Origin of the sequence: Oceanimonas smirnovii ATCC BAA-899, assembly GCF_000381965.1 — a bacterium.
GTDB lineage: Bacteria > Pseudomonadota > Gammaproteobacteria > Enterobacterales > Aeromonadaceae > Oceanimonas > Oceanimonas smirnovii.
Genome location: NZ_KB908456.1, coordinates 39,232 through 57,030, shown reverse-complemented (window position 1 = coordinate 57,030; position 17,799 = coordinate 39,232). Strand labels below are relative to the sequence as shown.

Sequence of the window (17,799 nt, the reverse complement as noted above, 5' to 3'; positions counted from 1 at the left end):
TGGTGTCAGCCTGTGAACCAAAGGTAGAGATGAAACAGCGGCGGGGCCAGCAAGGCGGTGACAATACCGCACACTACCATGGCGAGGGACGCAAAAGCCCCTTGAGTATTGCCCACTTCGGCGGCGGCACCGGTGCCTATGGCATGAGCACTGGCCCCCATGGCCAGCCCCTGTGCTTCCGGATGGTTAACGCCTGCCAGCCGCAGCAGCGGAAAGCCGATAATGGCCCCCATCATGCCCACAATAATTACCAGTCCTGCCGCAATGGCCGGAATGCCACCCATGGACTCACTCACGCTCATGGCCAGGGGCGTGGTTATGGACTTGGTAAGTACCGAGGCCAGCAGTTCAGGACTTTGATGAATAATACCGCCAATCAGTAAGGTGGTGCCCACAGAAATCACTACCGACAGGCTGCAGCACAGCAAAATCGGCATCAGCCGGCTACGAATTTTGGCTGCCTGCTGATATAAGGGCAGAGCAAACGCCACCACTGCCAGCTCCAGCAAGAGCGCCAGCGGTCTGGTGCCGGCGTCATATTCAGCCGGACTGGTGTCGGTGGCCAGCAGCAGCGCAATAATCAACAGCGCCGGTATCATGATGGGGTTGATCAGCAGGTTATTAAAACGACGTGCCAGCTTGCGGGTGAGCAGATAACACAGCACGGTAACGGGAATGGCCAGCCAGAACATCATGATGCCAGCCTCTGATAGAGCCAGCCCACCGCCAGCAGAATAATCACCAGGCCGGTCACTGCTGCCAGCAGAATAAAGCCAAGGCCTTTGCTTAATACATCGGCGTAGCTGAGCAGACCCGCTGCCACCGGAATAAACAACAGCGCCATATGCCGCAAAATAAGCTGGCCGCCAGCCTGCACCCATTCAAGGCGCACCAGGTTGCTGCTGAGTAACGCAAACAGCAGCAGCAGGCCAATAATGCTGGCCGGAAAGGCAAACGGCAGCACGGTTGCAATGGCTTTGCCCATCAACAGGCAAACAAAGATGACTGCAAAGTCACGAATAAGCGTCATGGTAAAATCTTAAAGGGATTGCACATAGCGGGCCACTGCCTGCAGCAGACCCAGTTGGTGTTCATCTTCCTGATGCTCCAGCACCAGCTGCTCCAGACGGTGCATATAGGCCTCGGCATGGGCCGAAAGTTTGTCCTGACAGTGCAGCCGCCAGCGCTGCCATTCCTGCTCGTTCAGGGTGTGAGGATAGTTGCGCGCCCGGTAACGAAACAGCAGCTCGGGCAAACGCTCGTCACTGAACGACAGCGGCAGTTCGCTCAGCATGTCAGGGGCGGCGTTGCGCACCATGGCCATGGCGGCCTTGTCGGCATCACTGAAAAAGCCCTGATACAGGGCTGTGTCAACGTCGTCCGTCGGCTCAAACTCCTTGCCTTCAGCAAACACGGCTTCGGCTTTTTCCCTTATTTCCGGGTGCTGTCGTAGTAAATCCAGGCTTTTTCGGCACTGGGTTCTGTCTATGCCCAGCTCATCGGCGCGTTGCTCGGTCAGTGCTGCCGCTTTGGCCAGCACCGGACACTTGTTGATATGCACCAGCTTGAGCGGCACCGGTGGCAGCTCACCCAGCTCGCTGTTGGGTGTATACAGACGCTGGCGCAATTCATCAGGGCTCAGGTCAACCAGCGGCGACAGATCCCTGGCCAGATCCACACAAATGACCGCATTGGCATTATTGGCATGCCAGGCCAGTGGCGCAATCCAGGTAGCACAGCCCTGCCAGGCAGAAAACATACCCGACACATGCACCAGCGGCTTGCTGCTGATAATGTCAATCAGCGCCTTGACCTTGTGCTTGTTGCGCAGCTCATACAGGTAATCGAACAGCCTTGGCTGGGCTCGTTTAAGTAATCTGGCCAGCGCTATGGTGGCACGCACGTCTGCCAGCGCATCGTGGGCCTGACCATGCTCTATGCCGTTGGCCTGTGTCAGGCGCTCCAGTTTAAAGCTGGGTTTGCCGTCCTGGTCTTCCGGCCAGTGAATACCATCGGGGCGCAGAGCATAAAAGGCGCGTACCACATCCAGCAGATCCCAGCGGGAGTTACCCTGCTGCCAGCTCCAGGCGTAGGGATCATAAAAGTTGCGATACAGAGTGTAACGGGTTACTTCGTCGTCAAAGCGAATATTGTTGTAACCCAGTACGCAGGTCTGCGGCTGGCTGAACTGCTCATGAATGCGGGCAATAAAGTCGGCCTCACACAGACCGTCCTGCTGGGCTTTTTGCGGTGTAATACCGGTGATCAGGGTGGCTTCGGGTGAGGGCAGATAGTCGGCAGGCAGCCGGCAATAAAACATTTGCGGCTCACCAATTTCGTTAAAGTCGGCATCGGTACGAATGCCGGCAAACTGCACCGGTCTGTCTTTGGCCGGGCTGATGCCGGCGGTCTCAAAGTCGTAAAAGTAGAAAGTGGGCTTTACCTGCTCGCTCATGGTGATATGCACGTAGCTGTATTTGCTGCCATTATGCGTGACTCTGAGCAGGAACCCAAGGGGTTACGCCTCCCCTTGGCAAGGGGAGGGAAGAGCATCAGTCGGCGCTGTCTTCTGCCGGCTCATAGTCATCGTCGTTGCCGGTGCTCATGGGCGAGCACAGGCGGTGCACCCGGCGCGGACCGATCACCTTAAGGTATTTCATCCATACTCTGGCGTGGCGCAGCTCGGGGGTTGCCTGTTGCTGCACCTGCTCTACAAAGCGCTGCTCATCGTCGGTCATGGGCGCACGCTGGCCGGTATAAAGGCTCAGCATGGCATGGCCGCATTGTTCCAGCAGCTGGGCTTCAGTCACGGTAAATTCACCGCAGCGGCGAAGCCCCCGGGGGAAGTGGGTAAAGTCCTGAAAAGGCTTGGCTGACTCAAAGCTCATGGTCACTCTCACTCTAACGTGGCATTGATGATCGCGGAAAGTATGGCACTCAGGCCCAGTACGCAAAATCAATTTTTTTCACGTTTCGTGCAATTTTGTTTTATGTGTTTTCGGTCGCGTCGCTGGTCAGTTCGATAAAGCGCGGATGCTGTCGCAGTGGCTCAAATTCTTCGTCTTCCGCTGCCACATGACGCAGGTGCAGATTGTTTTCCACAGCCAGTTCAAGATCGCTGAGGGCTTGCTCTTCATGCCCCATGCCGGCATGGGCACAGGCACGCTGATAGAGAGCATGAGCATTTTGCGGATCCACCTGCATCACACGGTTACACAGACTCAGTGCCCACTGACGTTCGTCCATCATCAGTGCGGCATCAGCCTTATGGGTGAGAGCGTCGAGATCTCCGGGCTTGATGTGCAGTATCTGATCGTAAATGTCCATCTTGGCCTGGGGGCTTTGCTCCTGGCTGGCCCGCAACCAGAGACCGTGCACCTCCTGGAAGCGTTCAATTTCCCGATAATTCTCTGCAATAACTTTGGTTTTTCGCTGCAGTTCGCGTTCAATCTGCCGAAGTTTGCGTTCATACGTGTCAGTGATCTGTTTCATCTGGGTTTCTACATAATCCCGGGCTGATTTTTTCAGTTCACGCAAAGACTGCCAGCCGACAATGGCCAGCACAGAGGCGGCACCTGCCAGCAGGTAAAAGAAATAGGTCACTGTGATGTTGGCGTAGCTCATGGCTTTATCTGCCACGCTCAGCTCCTTTTGTACCACTTCTTCTTTGACGTTGACCTTGAACTGGGCCATTTCGGTACGCAGTGCTTTCAGCTCATCCAGCATATAGCGCTCCATAAAAGGGGTAAGCCGGGTACGCACTTCTTCGGTGGCCTCACCCTCCGCAGGCGTGTCGGCGGCAAAGGATGACAAGGAGAAACAGACGAACAGCAAGGCAAGCAATGATCTCAGCATGGGTAACTCATGATTCCGGCGGTGTGAATGGCATGTGAAGCAAGGCTAAAGATTAACGTTATGAAGGTTTGCTTTCAAATTATCGGTCTGACAGCACCTGGCGAGTATCACTTAGGGATCTAATGAGTTTTCTGCTTGGCTAATTTAGCTGCTGTTTAATTTGACCTGTGAGTAAAAGTGGCGCTTCGGGCGTTGATGGGGCTGGGTTGGTGATCGGTGCATCTTATGGGAAGGTGATCAGGGAAATCGTGTCTGTTTTAGAGGGCGAAGATGAATTTTTAGTGTGGCAAGTTCCTCATGATAGGCGCTCATGCCGGTGTTTTGGTGATTTCTATACTTTTTTGTAAAGTCCGTAAAGGGACTTGTTTCATGGTTTTAATAAGTGCCGTTCAGGCCTTTAAGGGCGGGGGATAAGGCCGTTTTTACCGGTTGGCAAAGGTTTGTTTCATGGACTGTTGTTGCCGCTAAAAATGTATGCGATTCAAATTAAATTCATACAGTTCGCCTTGCAATTGCTTGATGGTTTGTTAGGTTAATAAGGAATTTTTTGATTAGCCCACTAACCAAAAGGGATTGAAGCCAATCATTATGGATACAACCGTTGACTTACAACTTGTGCTGCGACACCCCAATGCCACGGACGGTCGTGAAGTCAATCGCCTGATTGACCGATGCAAGCCCCTGGATACCAACTCGACTTACTGCAACCTGCTGCAGTGTTCGCATTTTGCCGACACCTGCATGCTGGCAGAAGACGAGGATGACGGCACCCTGCTGGGGTTTATCTCTGGCTACCGCAAGCCTTCTGAACCGGACACCCTGTTCGTCTGGCAGGTAGCCATAGATAAACGCGCCCGCGGAGAGGGCCTGGCCCGTCGCCTGCTTGAAAATCTGCTCGACGCCGACGCCTGCAAGGGGGTACGCCGCATTGAAACCACCATTACGCCCGACAATGCCGCTTCCTGGGGCTTGTTCGAGAGCGTGGCCCGCGAACGCGGTGCCAATCAGGGTGTGCGCCATGTGCTGTTTGATCAGGAACGCCACTTTGGCGGTGAGAGCAAGAGCGAGATCCTTTATCGCATTCCCCTGGCCTGAGCCTGACTTTTCTTCGAATTTTTCGCTTTTAATGATTTAAATCGCACTTTAAGGAGTTGTGATGAGTATTTTTGATGTAATGGAATCCAGTGTACAAACCTATGCCCGTTCGTTTCCGGTGGTGTTTGACCAGGCCAAAGGCGTCTGGCTGCACGATCGCAGCGGCAAGCGTTATCTGGACTTTCTGGCTGGTGCCGGCACCCTCAACTATGGCCATAACCACCCGGCCCTGAAAGAGGCGCTGATCGAGTACATTCAGCATGACGGCATTGCCCATGGTCTGGATATGCATACCGATGCCAAGGCCAAATTCCTGAGCGCCCTGCAGAACATAATTCTCAAGCCCCGTGACCTTGATCATGTGGCCCAGTTCACCGGCCCCACCGGCACCAACGCCGTGGAAGCGGCCATGAAGCTGGCCCGCAAGGTGACCAGCCGGGAAAACATCGTGGCCTTTACCAATGGTTTTCACGGTGTGAGCCTGGGTGCGCTGGCCGCCACCGGCAACCAGCATCATCGCGGTGGTGCCGGTACCGTGCTGGCCAACGTGACTCGTTTGCCCTACGACGGTTATGCCGGCACTGGTGAAGACAGCCTGGTGCTGTTTGAAACCATGCTGAACGATAACTCCAGTGGCCTGGACAAGCCTGCCGCCGTGCTGTTTGAAGTGGTACAGGGCGAGGGGGGCCTGAACGCAGCCTCCGTTGAATGGCTGCAGCGTCTGGAGAAAATCTGCCGAGCCCACGACATTCTGATGATTGCCGATGATATTCAGGCCGGCTGCGGCCGTACCGGTACCTTCTTCAGCTTTGAGCCAGCCGGCATCAAGCCCGACATTATTACTCTGTCCAAATCGCTGAGCGGCATGGGCCTGCCCTTTGCACTGGTGCTGCTGCGTCCCGAGCTGGATCAGTGGGAGCCAGGTGAGCATAACGGCACCTTCCGGGGTAACAATCATGCCTTTATTACTGCCCGCAAAGCGCTGGAAACCTTCTGGCAGGACGATGAATTTGCCGCCGGTGTGCGTGCCAAGGGTGAGCTGGTTACCGCTCGTCTGCAGAAACTGGCCGATAAATATCCTGAGCTGTTCGACAAGGTGAAGGGCCGTGGTCTGATGCAGGGCATTGCCTGTGTGAACGGTGATATTGCCGATGAAATCACCAGCCGCGCCTTTGAGCTGGGCCTGGTGATTGAAACCGCCGGCCCCGATGATGAAGTGGTCAAATGCCTGTGCCCGCTGATCATCACCGAAGAAGAGCTGACCCAGGGGCTGGACTGGCTGGAGCAGGCCATTGTGGACGTAGCTGCCAAGCGCCTGAAAAAGGCCTCTTAAGCTGCGGGAGTACACCTGCAATCAACGCCATGGCTGAGGCCGTGGCGTCCAATACCGAACAACCAAAGGAAATACCATGATAGTACGTACCCTTGCCGACTGTGAGAATTCCGAACGCCGTGTGCAGTCCGAGACCGGCACTTGGGAAAGCACCCGCATGCTGCTCAAAGACGACAAAATGGGTTTCTCATTTCATATCACCACCATCTTTGCCAACACCGAAACCCACATTCACTACCAGAACCACCTGGAGTCTGTGTATTGCATGAGCGGTAACGGCGAAATTGAAGACCTGGCCACCGGTAACATCTACAACATCGAGCCGGGCACCCTGTACATTCTTGATCAGCACGACGAGCACCTGCTGCGCGGCGGCAGTGAAGACATGAAGCTGGCCTGCGTGTTCAACCCGCCGCTCACCGGCAAGGAAGTGCACGACGCCGACGGCGTGTATCCGCTGGAAACGGAAGAAGCGGAAGGCTGAGTTAAATTAGCTGCATAAAGCAACGGCGGGGATTGCCGTAGCCGACCGTCAAATGTCAGGGCCGAAAAGTTGCTCCTGCATTTTCGGCATTCCCGCCATCCATGGCGGTCAGATGCATTTGCCGAGCGTCCATGGGGCGAGCTTACTCGCCGTGATGAAGCAGTGAAGCTCGACCGAACATTAAGTATGTTCGCAGCGGGCTTTAATGCTGAATGCCATTGACCGAAGCGTGTCGGCGGAGCGCAACCCCGGCGGTGCTTTGTAAATGCGCTGTATTTCGCACCTTTTCACTGGGCAGGGTTGGTCAAATCCAGGCCCACTGAAAATGTGCGCTCAAGAACAGAATGTTCAATATCAGGGAACGGGAGAATTACAGAGTGTCACATACAGTAGAAAAAATCGGCGGTACCTCCATGAGCCAATATCAGGCGGTCCGCGACAATATAGTGCTGCATAACCGAGATGAGCACAGCTATTACCAGCGCATGCTGGTGGTATCGGCCTTTGGCGGCATTACCGACGGCCTGCTGGAATGTAAACGCACCGGTGCCCCCGGTGTGTATGCCAGCTTTGCCGATGCCGAAGACGATCAGGCCTGGGAGCAGGCGCTGGACAATGTCAGTGTGCGCATGGCGCAAATTAACGAACAAATGTTTGGTGCCACCCCCGAGCGGGCGCTGGCCGATGCCTTTCTCCGTGAGCGCATGGCCGGCATTCGCGACTGCCTGAACCATTTACGCAAAGTGTGCGCCTTTGGTCAGTTTCAGCTGGCCGAGCAGTTGCAGACCATTCGGGAGCTGCTGGCAGCCATGGGCGAAGCCCACAGTGCTCATAACATGGTGCTGTACCTGCGCCAGAGCGGCGTTAACGCCATTCTGATGGACCTGACCGGCTGGCGCACCGACGAGGCGTTGCCGCTGGATGAAGTGCTGAATCAGGCGCTGGCCCGGGTAGACCTGTCTGCTCAGCTGCCGGTGGTCACCGGTTACGCTCATTGTAAAGAAGGCCTGATGAGCAGCTTTGATCGTGGCTACAGTGAAATGACCTTCAGCCGGCTGGCGGTACTCAGCGGAGCCCGTGAAGCCATTATTCACAAGGAATACCACCTGAGCAGTGCCGATCCTCGTCTGGCCGGCGAAGACGAGGTAATCCCCATTGGCCGCACCAATTATGATGTGACCGATCAGCTGTCTAATCTCGGCATGGAAGCCATTCACCCTCAGGCAGCCAAGGGGCTGCGCCAGCAGGGTATTCCGCTCAGAGTGCGTAACACCTTTGAACCGGATCACGAAGGGACCCTGATCACCACCGACTACCGCAGTCCGGCACCCTGTGTGGAAATGGTGGCGGGCCGGCGCAACCTGTTTGCGGTTGAGCTGTTTGATCAGGACATGGTGGGCCGGGTGTCTCACTACGCTGAGGGCTTTACCGACGAGCTGGACAAGATGCACCTGAACCTGGTGGCAAAAGACATGAATGCCAACACCCTCACTTATTATGTGGCGGGCAACCGCAAGCAGGTGCGTCGCCTGGTAGAGTCGCTGCAGCGCCGGTTTGAAAACGCCGATGTGACCACCCATAAAGTCTCGCTGGTGTCGGCCGTGGGCAGTGATATGAGCATTCCCGGTTTGCTGGCCCGCTCTGTGGGCGCGCTCAACAAGGCCGATGTGCCGGTGCGTGCCGTGCATCAGTCGCTGCGGGCGGTGGAAATGCAGTTTATTGTGGATGACGAGTATTATGAGCAGGCCGTGGTGGCCCTGCACGATGAACTGGTACAGACCCACGCCGATACCGTCGCCCTAGCGGTAGCCTAATCCCACCTCAGCCCTCCCCTTTGAAAGGGGAGGGAGCTCTATCTGCTTCCGTCCGCCCCCGCATTTTGGCACACTGACGTTATTGCTTTATTTCAATGAGAACCTTTGATGGCAAAACGTGCCTGTGCCCTTCATATTCTGGTGAAAACCGAAGCCGAGTGTAACCAGCTCAAAGCCCGGCTTGATAAAGGGGCCGACTTTCATCAGCTGGCCAAAAAACATTCCATTTGTCCGTCCGGTAAAAAAGGCGGTGATCTGGGCGAGTTTAAAAAAGGTGATATGGCCGGTCCTTTTGACAAAGCGGTGTTTACCGGACCCGAACTTAAGGTGCAGGGGCCGGTTAAAACCCGCTTTGGCTATCATCTGATCAAGGTGCTTTATCGCAGCTGATGTCACTCACCAACCCGGATAGCGTCCATGTATCTTGAGCACGTTCACATCCGCAATTTTCTCGGTATTAATCAGCTGTCGTTGCCGCTGGATCAAAGCACAGTGCTGATGGGAGAAAATGCCTGGGGTAAAACCAGTCTGTTTCGTGCCCTGTGGCGGCTGATGGGCCGGGGTGCCTGCTGCTATGAGTTTGCCGAAGAAGATTTCTACCGCACCGAGGCCGGTGACCCGGCTCAGGAGCTTTCCATTACCCTGACCTATCGTGAGCACAGACCCGGGGTCAGCCAGCATTCCAACCGGCTGGCCCGGCTTGAGCAGGTATGGGTGCCTCACAAAGACAGCTTTCACCGCATCTATTATCGCGCCCGGGCCTGGCGTGATAAGCAGGGTATACACTGCCGTCATGAGTTTCTGAACAGTGCCGGCACCGTGATTGAGCTTGGTCATGCGTCGGCGCTGGTATGCCGGCTGATAGAAATGAATCCGGTATTCCGGCTGCGGGACTCGCGGGGCGCGCCGCAGGATCTGCCCATTGTGAATCTTAATGGCGATTATCAGCAGCTGCTGAGCCGGCTCAGTGACCAGCTGGCTGAAGAAGACGAGCTTAGCCGCAAGGAAATTGAAGCCGGTCTGGATGCGGTGCGCCAGCTGTTCGAGCATTATTTTACGCCTCAGGGGGCCACCAGCCGGGCACCGCGGCGGGCAAAAGACATTGCCATTCACCCGGTGACGCTTACCCAGCTTGGTAAATTCAACGACTGGCAGCCTTTAGGAGAAGACAGCGGCCTGTCGTTGGCACTGGCGGCGGTAGCCCGCACTATTTTGCAGGCCCGGGGCGGCCGTCCCATTGAAACCGGAGCCCGGCCTTTGCTGCTGATTGAAGATCCCGAAAGCCGGCTGCACCCCACCATGCTGGCAGCCACCTGGGGTATTCTGGAGCGCTTTCCCGGCCAGAAGCTGGTCACCACCAACTCGGGTGATTTGTTGTCGGCCTTTCCGCTTAATCATCTGCGCCGTCTGGTGCGCATGAACGGCGAGACCCGCTGTATGTCCATCGGCAACGAACGCTACAGTGCGGAAGACATGCGCCGCATTGCCTTTCATGTGCGTATTAACAGACCCATGTCGTTATTTGCCCGCTACTGGCTGCTGGTGGAAGGGGAAACAGAAATCTGGCTGCTGTCGGAGCTGGCGCGAATTTGTGGGTATGTGCTGCCTGCCGAGGGCATTCGTATCATCGAGTTTGCCCAGTGTGGGCACAGTCCGCTGATCAAGGTAGCCCGGGATTTCGGCATTGGCTGGCACTTGCTGACCGATGGCGATGAAGCCGGTCAGAAATATGCACAGGGGGTGCGCGGCATGCTGCGGGGTGAGCGGGAAACCGACCACCTTACTGTATTGCCTCGTAACGATATTGAACACTATATGTATTTTAACGGTCTTGAGCAGGTGTTTCGTCAGGAAGCCAATATTCACGACAAACATACGCCTCCCTCACGTATTATTGAGCGAGCGCTGAGCCGGCGCAGCAAGCCGGGCATGGCACTGGCGCTGGTAGAGGCCATTGAGCCTCATGGCCCGGAGCGGGTGCCCATTGAATTGCGCCGTATGTTTGCCCGTATGGTCGTACTGGCCCGCCGGCAACGCTAAAATAGGCACAACGCATTAACGGAGAAAAGTAATGACAGAATTACTGCCGGCGCGCTTGTTTGCGCCTCTGGCACTCACGGCAGTGGCCGCTCTCGGCCTCTTGGTATGGGTACTTAAAAACGGCGATCTCTGCCCGGGGCAGCGGCGTCGTATCAGTGACGGAGCCATGTCGGTATGGGCGGTGTTTGGGCTGGCGCTGATGCTGGGGGTGGAAGCCGGTGTACCGCCGGTTATGCTCTGGCTGGGTGGCGCGACGCTGGTAGCGGGGCTTGGTACTGTGCTGTATCAGGCGCGTATGCAGGGCAAACGCAGCCTGGATGTCAGCTGGCATTATCCGGCGCTGGTGCTGGCACTGATCTATGGCGCTCTGGTGGGGTGGCGCATGGGCGCAGGCTGGGCCTTGCTGACCGCGGGTGCCGGCGGTTGTGTGTTTGCTCATCTGATTATGGTGCGCGCCAAACACCGTCTGCAGGCCTTTAATGTGCTGTTGCCCCTGGCCGGCACTGCCTTTGGGGTGATCTGGTTGCTGGCGCTGGCCATTCGTGCGGCCGGTCTCAGTGAGCCGGCACTGGCAGCCATGACCCTGCCTTTTGTACAGCTAAGTGGTGCCGTGCTGGCGGGAGCCCTGGTCTGGTTTTTGCCGCTGTTGCGCAAAGAGCAAACCAAGCCACCGGTGATTGCCGTTGCCGCTCTGTTAATATTGGGTGCGCTCACCCTCGGGCAGGGCATGATCTGGCATATGGCCGGTAACATTAGTTAAACATCAAATTTTCTCGCCAAATCACAAATTTTTCTCGTTGTACTTGTGATTTGGCCCTTTCTAGAATGCGCGCCTCGAAATCCGGAGGCGTTCATGCACCTTGTTCCACTTTATACACATCTGATCCTGCTGACACTGGGTAATGCCTTTCTGGTGACCCTGGTGGCGGTTTATCTGAATGGCCAGGGTGCGCCGGCGGCACAAATTGGTCTGGTAGGTGCTGCTTTTTATCTGGGCATGCTGGGGGCCAGTTTTTTTGCTGATAAATTCATACAGCGGCTGGGGCATGTGCGTGCGCTGGTGATGTGCTGTGCCACCCTGGCACTGGCAGCAGTGGCGCTGACCTGGACCAGTTTGTTACCGGTATGGCTGGTGCTGCGGATGCTGGCGGGCATGGCGGCCGCCATCAGTTTTGTGGCGGTAGAAAGCTGGGTGCTGGGGGTGGCACCGCTGAACCGTCGTTCCAGTGCCATGGCGCGTTATATGCTGGTGTATTACTTCAGTTATGGCATCAGCCAGCTGTTTATTGATGGCTTTACGGTTTACAGCCCGTCGGCCTTCTGGCTGGCGGCCGGCCTGTGTGCGCTGGCACTGGTGCCGCTGCGTTTTGCCCGCTCACCCAATCTGGAAGACGAGATAACAGCAGATGGCATCGCCCCCAGCAAGCCGCCCCGGCTGGACAGAGCCCAGGGGCTGGCCGGTTGTCTGGTGGCAGGCATGCTGCTGGGCGCGCTGTCGGCACTCATGCCCATTCAGCTGGAGCAGCTGGCGCTGGGCGACGAGGTTGGCCTGTATATGGCCTGGCTGATTTTATGTGGCATGGCGTTTCAGTTGCCCAACGGCAGTCTGGCAGACAAAGTGGGTAAAAAAACCATGATGGGAGTGCAGACCCTGATGGTGGGCAGTGGTTGTTTGCTGCTGTGGGAATTTGACGGTACTCATATGTTGATCCCGGCTTTTGTGCTGATTGGGGCGGGAGCCTTTACCCTTTATCCCACCACCATGTCTTATGCCTGCGGCAACATGAATGGCCGCGCTTTGGTGCGCATGACCCAAAAACTGATGTTTGCTTACAGCATCGGCTCCCTGACCGGCCCCGTGATTGCCGGCTTTATGCTGGAGAAGTTTCAGGCGGGGTTATTCCTGTTTTTGGTATTGCTGGTATCGGGCTGGGGGCTCTGGCTGCTGCTGGCACGCCTGTTATTCAGTAAACCCGTGGGCGATGCAGTCTAGTTTGGGGTGACGTGCGAATGCTTAGGGTATATTGTTTGGTGGATATTTCGGCTTTTTACAACAGGAGCACGTTATGAAAATCAAGCATTTATCAGCAGTTGTTATTCTGGCTGCACTGGGGTTGGGTGGTTGTGCCAATAGTGATGTTTATTCCGGTGATGTGTATGGCAGCAGCACGGCCGGCCGGGCCCAGAGCGTGACCTATGGTACTTTGGTATCGGTGCGACCGGTAAAAATTCAGGCCGGTGATCAAAACCCCAATGTGGTGGGCACAGTGGGCGGTGGTGTACTGGGTGGTATTGCCGGTAGTGCCATTGGCGGTGGTACGGGCCGCTCACTGGCCACCGCAGCCGGTGCCATTGCCGGTGCCATGGTGGGCTCAAAGGCGGAAGAAAAAATCAATCAGGTGAATGCCGTGGAGCTTGAAATTCGCACCGACAGCGGTGAAAGTCTGGTGGTGGTACAAAAAGCGGACAGAAGCTGGCAACCGGGCCAGCGAGTTCGCATGATTGGCTCCGGCAGTAATATGAGTGTGGCTCCTTACTAGCTCAGGTTATTGATAAACAAACAAAAAAGGCACCGAAAGGTGCCTTTTTTGTTTTACAGGAAATAGTGTTATTTCTTCGTGCAGTACAGTCCTGTCTTCCCGGGCTCGTTAGAATTGTGCCAAGGAAGGTGCAGAAATGGCAAGCATGGTTGCACAGACTGTAAAAATGACGGTTATAACTAACTCTTTCATTGTTTACCTTCCTCAACAGTGGGCTGTGAACACACTATACTGGCATGATGTTTGCTTTTCAACCGTTAAAGTGTGTTTTATTTGCTGTTGGGGTAGTAAATTACGAGTAACGTCTGTTTTTGACAGTAATGATGAGTCAAATCTGACGTAACAATCAGATTTTTTAATGTCTGCTTTATATTTCTTTACATTTTTGTTTTTAATTTCAATGTCTTAGGTGTTTTTCTTGGTGGTGGTCATGATGGGGGTGAGTATCTCGTTATTCCCGGTGTGACGGAAAAAACACTGTCCGTTTATGTGCTTTTTTAAGGAAAAAATGCTTCCGCCTATAAGGGTGGTTCAAAATACAGGCAGTAACTCCGTAAATTCAGCATTGGAATGGTGGCTGCGGGCCGGCTGCGGCACCTGCATTCAAACGCTGGTTTCTGCTAAACTGCGCGCCAGATTTTTTGGCACTAAATGTGTTTATAAACAAACAGGGGTTTTGGTTTGGCACAGTCGGTTGAACAGTTGCAGGCAAGGCTGAAAGAGTGCAGAGGCGCTGAGCGCGGACGGTTTCGCCGCCGGTTACAGGGGGTGGCAAGGCTGGCTGAGTCCCGGCAGCAAAAGGTACTGGAAAAAATAGCGCTGGAGATGGCCACTTCCATGGCCGAGCGCAGCCGGCGGCAGGCATTGCTGCAAAGCCCGATTGCCTATCCGCCCCAGCTGCCGGTCAGCGACAAGCGCGATACCATCAAACAAGCCATTCAGGACCATCAGGTGGTGATCATTGCCGGTGAAACCGGCTCGGGCAAAACCACCCAGATCCCCAAAATGTGTCTGGAGCTGGGCCTTGGCATCGACGGCACCATTGGCCACACTCAGCCCCGTCGGCTGGCGGCCCGCAGCGTGGCCACCCGCCTGGCCCAGGAGCTGGGCTGTGAGCTGGGGGAGCGTGTCGGTTTCAAGGTGCGCTTCAGTGATCAGGCAAGCCAGGAAACGCAGGTCAAGCTGATGACAGACGGCATTCTGCTGGCGGAGATCCAGCAGGACCGGTTTTTGCGCCAGTACGACACCATCATCATTGATGAAGCCCACGAGCGCAGCCTCAACATCGACTTTATTCTCGGCTACCTGCGCCAGTTGCTGCCCAAACGGCCCGATCTCAAAATTATCATTACTTCTGCCACCATCGATCCCGAGCGTTTCTCCAGGCACTTTAACGATGCCCCCATTATCTCGGTGTCGGGCCGCACCTATCCGGTGGAACTGCGCTACCGGCCGCTGGTGGACGACAGCCGGGAGCGGGATCAGCTGCAGGGCATCTTTGATGCGGTCACCGAGCTCAGCAATGAAGGCCCCGGCGACATTCTGATCTTTATGAACGGTGAACGGGAAATTCGCGACACCGCCGACGCCCTGCGCAAGCTGGAGCTGCGCCATACCGAGATAGTGCCGCTGTTCTCAAGGCTGTCGAACGCCGAGCAGAACCGCATTTTTGAATCCCATTCCGGCCGGCGCATTGTGCTGGCCACCAACGTGGCGGAAACCTCGCTCACCGTGCCCGGCATTCGCTACGTGATCGATCCCGGCACGGCGCGCATCAGCCGTTACTCCTACCGCACCAAGGTGCAGCGCCTGCCCATTGAGCCGGTGTCCCAGGCCAGCGCCAACCAGCGCATGGGCCGCTGTGGCCGGGTCGAGGCAGGCATTTGTATTCGCCTGTACAGCGAAGAAGACTTTTTAAACCGGCCGGAATTTACCGACCCCGAGATTCTGCGTACCAACCTGGCCTCGGTCATTTTGCAGATGCTCTCCCTGGGGCTGGGCGACATTTCCGCCTTTCCCTTTGTAGAAGCGCCGGAAAACAAAAATATCTCCGACGGCATACGCTTGCTGGAAGAGCTGGGGGCGGTACAAAACGAGAAAAATCAGCTCATGCTTACCCCGCTGGGTCGGGACCTGTCCCGGCTGCCGGTAGACCCGCGCCTGGGCCGCATGGTGCTGGCAGCGCGTGAGCACGGCTGTGTGACCGAGGTGATGGTGATCACTGCGGCGCTGAGCATTCAGGATCCCCGTGAACGACCACTGGAGAAACAGCAGGCCGCTGCCGAAATGCACCGTCGCTTTGCCGACAAAGACTCGGACTTTGTGGCTTATATCAATCTGTGGCACTACCTGAAAGAGCAGCAAAAATTGCTGAGCGGCAACCAGTTCCGCAAGCAGTGCATGAGTGAATTTCTCAACTACCTGCGGGTGCGGGAATGGCAGGACATTTACAGCCAGCTGCGGCTGGTGGTGCGGGAGCTGGGCTTTGCCCTGAACAGCACGCCCGCCAGCTTTGACAGCCTGCACCGGGCCCTGCTGACCGGCATGCTCAGCCAGGTGGGACTGCGCGATGGTGACAAAAAAGACATTTTGGGCGCACGCAACGCCCGCTTTGTGCTGGTGCCGGGTTCATCATTGGCCAAAAAGCCGCCCCGCTGGCTGATGGTGGCCGAACTCACCGAAACCCATCGTTTATATGGCCGAATCGCTGCCCGCATAGATCAACAATGGCTGGAAGAGGCAGGGGCTCATTTGCTGAAATCCAGCTATAGCGAGCCGCACTGGTCGAAAAAGCAGGGCGCTGTGATGGGCTATGTGAGCAAGAGCCTGTTTGGTCTGCCGGTGGTGGTGCGCCGTCGGGTGAACTATTCGGCCGTGGATCCCAAACTGTGCCGGGAGCTGTTTATTCGCCAGGCGCTGGTGGAAGGGGAGCTGCACACTCGCCACGAGTTTTTTCATCATAACAGAGCGCTGCTGGATCAGGCCGAAGCGCTGGAGCACAAGTCCCGCCGCCGGGATCTGGTGATTGACGACGACACCCTGTTTCGCTTTTACGACGAGCGCCTGCCCGCCGACATCGTCTCCATTCGTCATTTCGACAAGTGGTGGAAAGGGGCACGCAAGGCTGAGCCCGAGCTGCTGCACTTTACAGAAGAGATGCTGCTGAACGAGCGCGCCGGGGCCGTGACCACGCGGGACTACCCGGATGCCTGGCAGCATGACGGCCTGAATCTGCCCCTGGACTATCAGTTTGAGCCGGGCCGGGAAGAAGACGGCGTGACCGTGCGCATTCCGCTGCCGCTGCTGAATCAGGTGGCGCCCGAGCCCTTTGTGTGGCAGGTGCCGGGGCTGCGCCGGGAGCTGTTGGTTGGGCTGATCAAATCCTTGCCCAAGCCCATGCGCAAGCACTTTGTGCCGGCACCCAACTTTGCCGAGGCGCTGCTGGCGGCCATGACCCCCTTTGAGGGCCCGCTGCTGGATCAGATGGAAAAACACCTGCGGCGCATGACCGGCGTGACCGTGCCTCACGAAGACTGGGACTGGAGCGCATTGCCGGCGCATCTCATCATGCGCTTTGCGGTAATGGACGCCGATGGTAAGGAGCTGGCCACCGGCCGGGATCTGGAAAGCATCAAGCTCAGTTTGCAGGGCCAGGTGCAGACAGCGCTGACCCAGGCGGTGGACGACGATCGCTTTGAGCAGGAAGGGCTGCGGGAATTTCCCGCCAACGCCATTCCGCATACCTTTGCCGCCAAACGGGCCGGGTTTGAGGTAAAAGCTTATCCGGCACTGGCCGATCAGGGCGACAGCGTGGCGCTGCAATTGTGCGAAGATGAAACCAGCCAGGCCCAGACCATGTGGGACGGCCAGTGCAAGCTGCTGCTGCTGCAACTGCCGTCGCCCATCAAATATCTGCAGGACAAACTGCCCAACAAGGCCAAGCTGGGGCTGTATTTCAACCCTTACGGCAAGGTGCTGGATCTGGTGGACGACTGCATTCGCGCCGGCATTCATGTGCTGATGCGTGAGCACGGTGCGCCGGCCTGGACTCCGCAAGACTTTGAGTCGTTAAAAGACAAGGTCGCCGGCGAGCTCAACCCGACGGTAGCGGCCATTGCCCTGCAGGTGGAAGAGGTGCTGAGCCGGGCGCAAGGTATTAAAAAACGACTCAAGAGCAAGATTGACTTGTCCATGGCCATGGCCATGTCGGACATTCAGGCCCAGCTCGACGGCCTGATTTATCGCGGCTTTGTGACTGATACCGGTGCCGGACGGCTGAAATACGTCTGCCGCTACCTTGAGGCTTTAAGCCGCCGGCTCGACAAGCTGGGCATTGATCCGCACCGGGACCGCGCCCACCTGCTGAAAATTCAGAATGTGCAGTCTGCCTATCAGGCCCTGCTGAAAAAGCAGCCCAAAGGAAAACCCCTGGCCCCTGAGGTGAAGGAAGTACGCTGGATGATAGAAGAGCTGCGGGTGTCGTACTTTGCCCAGACCCTGGGCACCGCCTATCCGGTCTCGGACAAACGCATATTGCAGCAGATAGAAACGCTTTAAAGCTTTCTTAAGCTCGAAGCTAGAAGCTGGAAGTCCTGCTCTCGTTAGGGACGCTTGTGCTGTCCGTTGGCTGATATGCAA

At 56.4% G+C, this 17,799-nt stretch carries 15 protein-coding genes; 10 read left to right on the top strand and 5 right to left on the bottom strand.

All coding sequences use genetic code 11. The annotated features are described in order from the left end of the window. Nucleotides 1-5: 5 nt before the first annotated feature. The 5 genes from G364_RS0104495 to G364_RS0104475 all read right to left on the bottom strand — a co-directional run bounded on the left by G364_RS0104495 (nucleotide 6) and on the right by G364_RS0104475 (nucleotide 3,855). Nucleotides 6-695: an LrgB family protein gene (locus G364_RS0104495; protein WP_019933962.1), complete on the bottom strand. Its 690-nt coding sequence runs from the start codon at nucleotides 693-695 to the stop codon at nucleotides 6-8. Continuing rightward, on the bottom strand, nucleotides 692-1,030 hold the full coding sequence (locus G364_RS0104490; RefSeq protein WP_019933961.1) for a CidA/LrgA family protein: 339 nt from the start codon (nucleotides 1,028-1,030) through the stop codon (nucleotides 692-694). Before G364_RS0104490 ends, G364_RS0104495 begins: the two co-directional genes overlap by 4 nt. Before the next feature lie 9 nt (nucleotides 1,031-1,039). Beyond that, the gene (sbcB, locus tag G364_RS0104485; RefSeq protein WP_026344690.1) at nucleotides 1,040-2,455 is read right to left on the bottom strand and encodes an exodeoxyribonuclease I; all 1,416 of its coding nucleotides are present in this window, start codon (nucleotides 2,453-2,455) and stop codon (nucleotides 1,040-1,042) included. Between the two features lie 97 nt (nucleotides 2,456-2,552). Further along, nucleotides 2,553-2,888, bottom strand: a complete 336-nt coding sequence (locus G364_RS0104480) for a MaoP family protein (protein ID WP_019933959.1) — start codon at nucleotides 2,886-2,888, stop codon at nucleotides 2,553-2,555. 100 nt (nucleotides 2,889-2,988) lie between these two features. After that, entirely contained in the window at nucleotides 2,989-3,855 is an 867-nt protein-coding gene (locus G364_RS0104475; protein ID WP_019933958.1) for a tetratricopeptide repeat protein, read from the bottom strand. Between the two features lie 588 nt (nucleotides 3,856-4,443). On the opposite strand from G364_RS0104475, the gene ectA reads away from it, so the two are divergent. From ectA to hrpA, 10 genes are all read left to right on the top strand, one after another. Continuing rightward, complete coding sequence (gene ectA, locus G364_RS0104470) at nucleotides 4,444-4,950, top strand: diaminobutyrate acetyltransferase (RefSeq protein ID WP_019933957.1); 507 nt, start codon at nucleotides 4,444-4,446, stop codon at nucleotides 4,948-4,950. A 61-nt stretch (nucleotides 4,951-5,011) separates the two neighbouring features. Next, nucleotides 5,012-6,283 carry a diaminobutyrate--2-oxoglutarate transaminase gene (ectB, locus tag G364_RS0104465; RefSeq protein WP_019933956.1) on the top strand — a complete coding sequence of 424 codons (1,272 nt, stop codon included), beginning with the start codon at nucleotides 5,012-5,014 and terminating at the stop codon, nucleotides 6,281-6,283. A 76-nt stretch (nucleotides 6,284-6,359) separates the two neighbouring features. Beyond that, the gene (locus G364_RS0104460) at nucleotides 6,360-6,767 is read left to right on the top strand and encodes an ectoine synthase (protein WP_019933955.1); all 408 of its coding nucleotides are present in this window, start codon (nucleotides 6,360-6,362) and stop codon (nucleotides 6,765-6,767) included. A 377-nt stretch (nucleotides 6,768-7,144) separates the two neighbouring features. Then, nucleotides 7,145-8,581, top strand: coding sequence for an aspartate kinase (locus G364_RS0104455; RefSeq protein WP_245541379.1), 1,437 nt, complete (start codon nucleotides 7,145-7,147; stop codon nucleotides 8,579-8,581). Between the two features lie 108 nt (nucleotides 8,582-8,689). Then, nucleotides 8,690-8,971: a peptidylprolyl isomerase PpiC gene (ppiC, locus tag G364_RS0104450; RefSeq protein WP_019933953.1), complete on the top strand. Its 282-nt coding sequence runs from the start codon at nucleotides 8,690-8,692 to the stop codon at nucleotides 8,969-8,971. Nucleotides 8,972-8,998: 27 nt separating this feature from the next. Further along, complete coding sequence (locus tag G364_RS0104445) at nucleotides 8,999-10,621, top strand: DUF2813 domain-containing protein (RefSeq protein WP_019933952.1); 1,623 nt, start codon at nucleotides 8,999-9,001, stop codon at nucleotides 10,619-10,621. Nucleotides 10,622-10,652: 31 nt separating this feature from the next. Then, on the top strand, nucleotides 10,653-11,381 hold the full coding sequence (locus G364_RS0104440; protein ID WP_019933951.1) for a hypothetical protein: 729 nt from the start codon (nucleotides 10,653-10,655) through the stop codon (nucleotides 11,379-11,381). Nucleotides 11,382-11,474: 93 nt separating this feature from the next. Further along, on the top strand, nucleotides 11,475-12,614 hold the full coding sequence (locus tag G364_RS0104435) for an MFS transporter (protein ID WP_019933950.1): 1,140 nt from the start codon (nucleotides 11,475-11,477) through the stop codon (nucleotides 12,612-12,614). A 73-nt stretch (nucleotides 12,615-12,687) separates the two neighbouring features. Then, nucleotides 12,688-13,161: an outer membrane lipoprotein gene (locus G364_RS0104430; protein ID WP_019933949.1), complete on the top strand. Its 474-nt coding sequence runs from the start codon at nucleotides 12,688-12,690 to the stop codon at nucleotides 13,159-13,161. Nucleotides 13,162-13,842: 681 nt separating this feature from the next. Continuing rightward, nucleotides 13,843-17,718: an ATP-dependent RNA helicase HrpA gene (gene hrpA, locus G364_RS0104425; protein WP_019933948.1), complete on the top strand. Its 3,876-nt coding sequence runs from the start codon at nucleotides 13,843-13,845 to the stop codon at nucleotides 17,716-17,718. The last annotated feature ends 81 nt before the right edge of the window (nucleotides 17,719-17,799 follow it).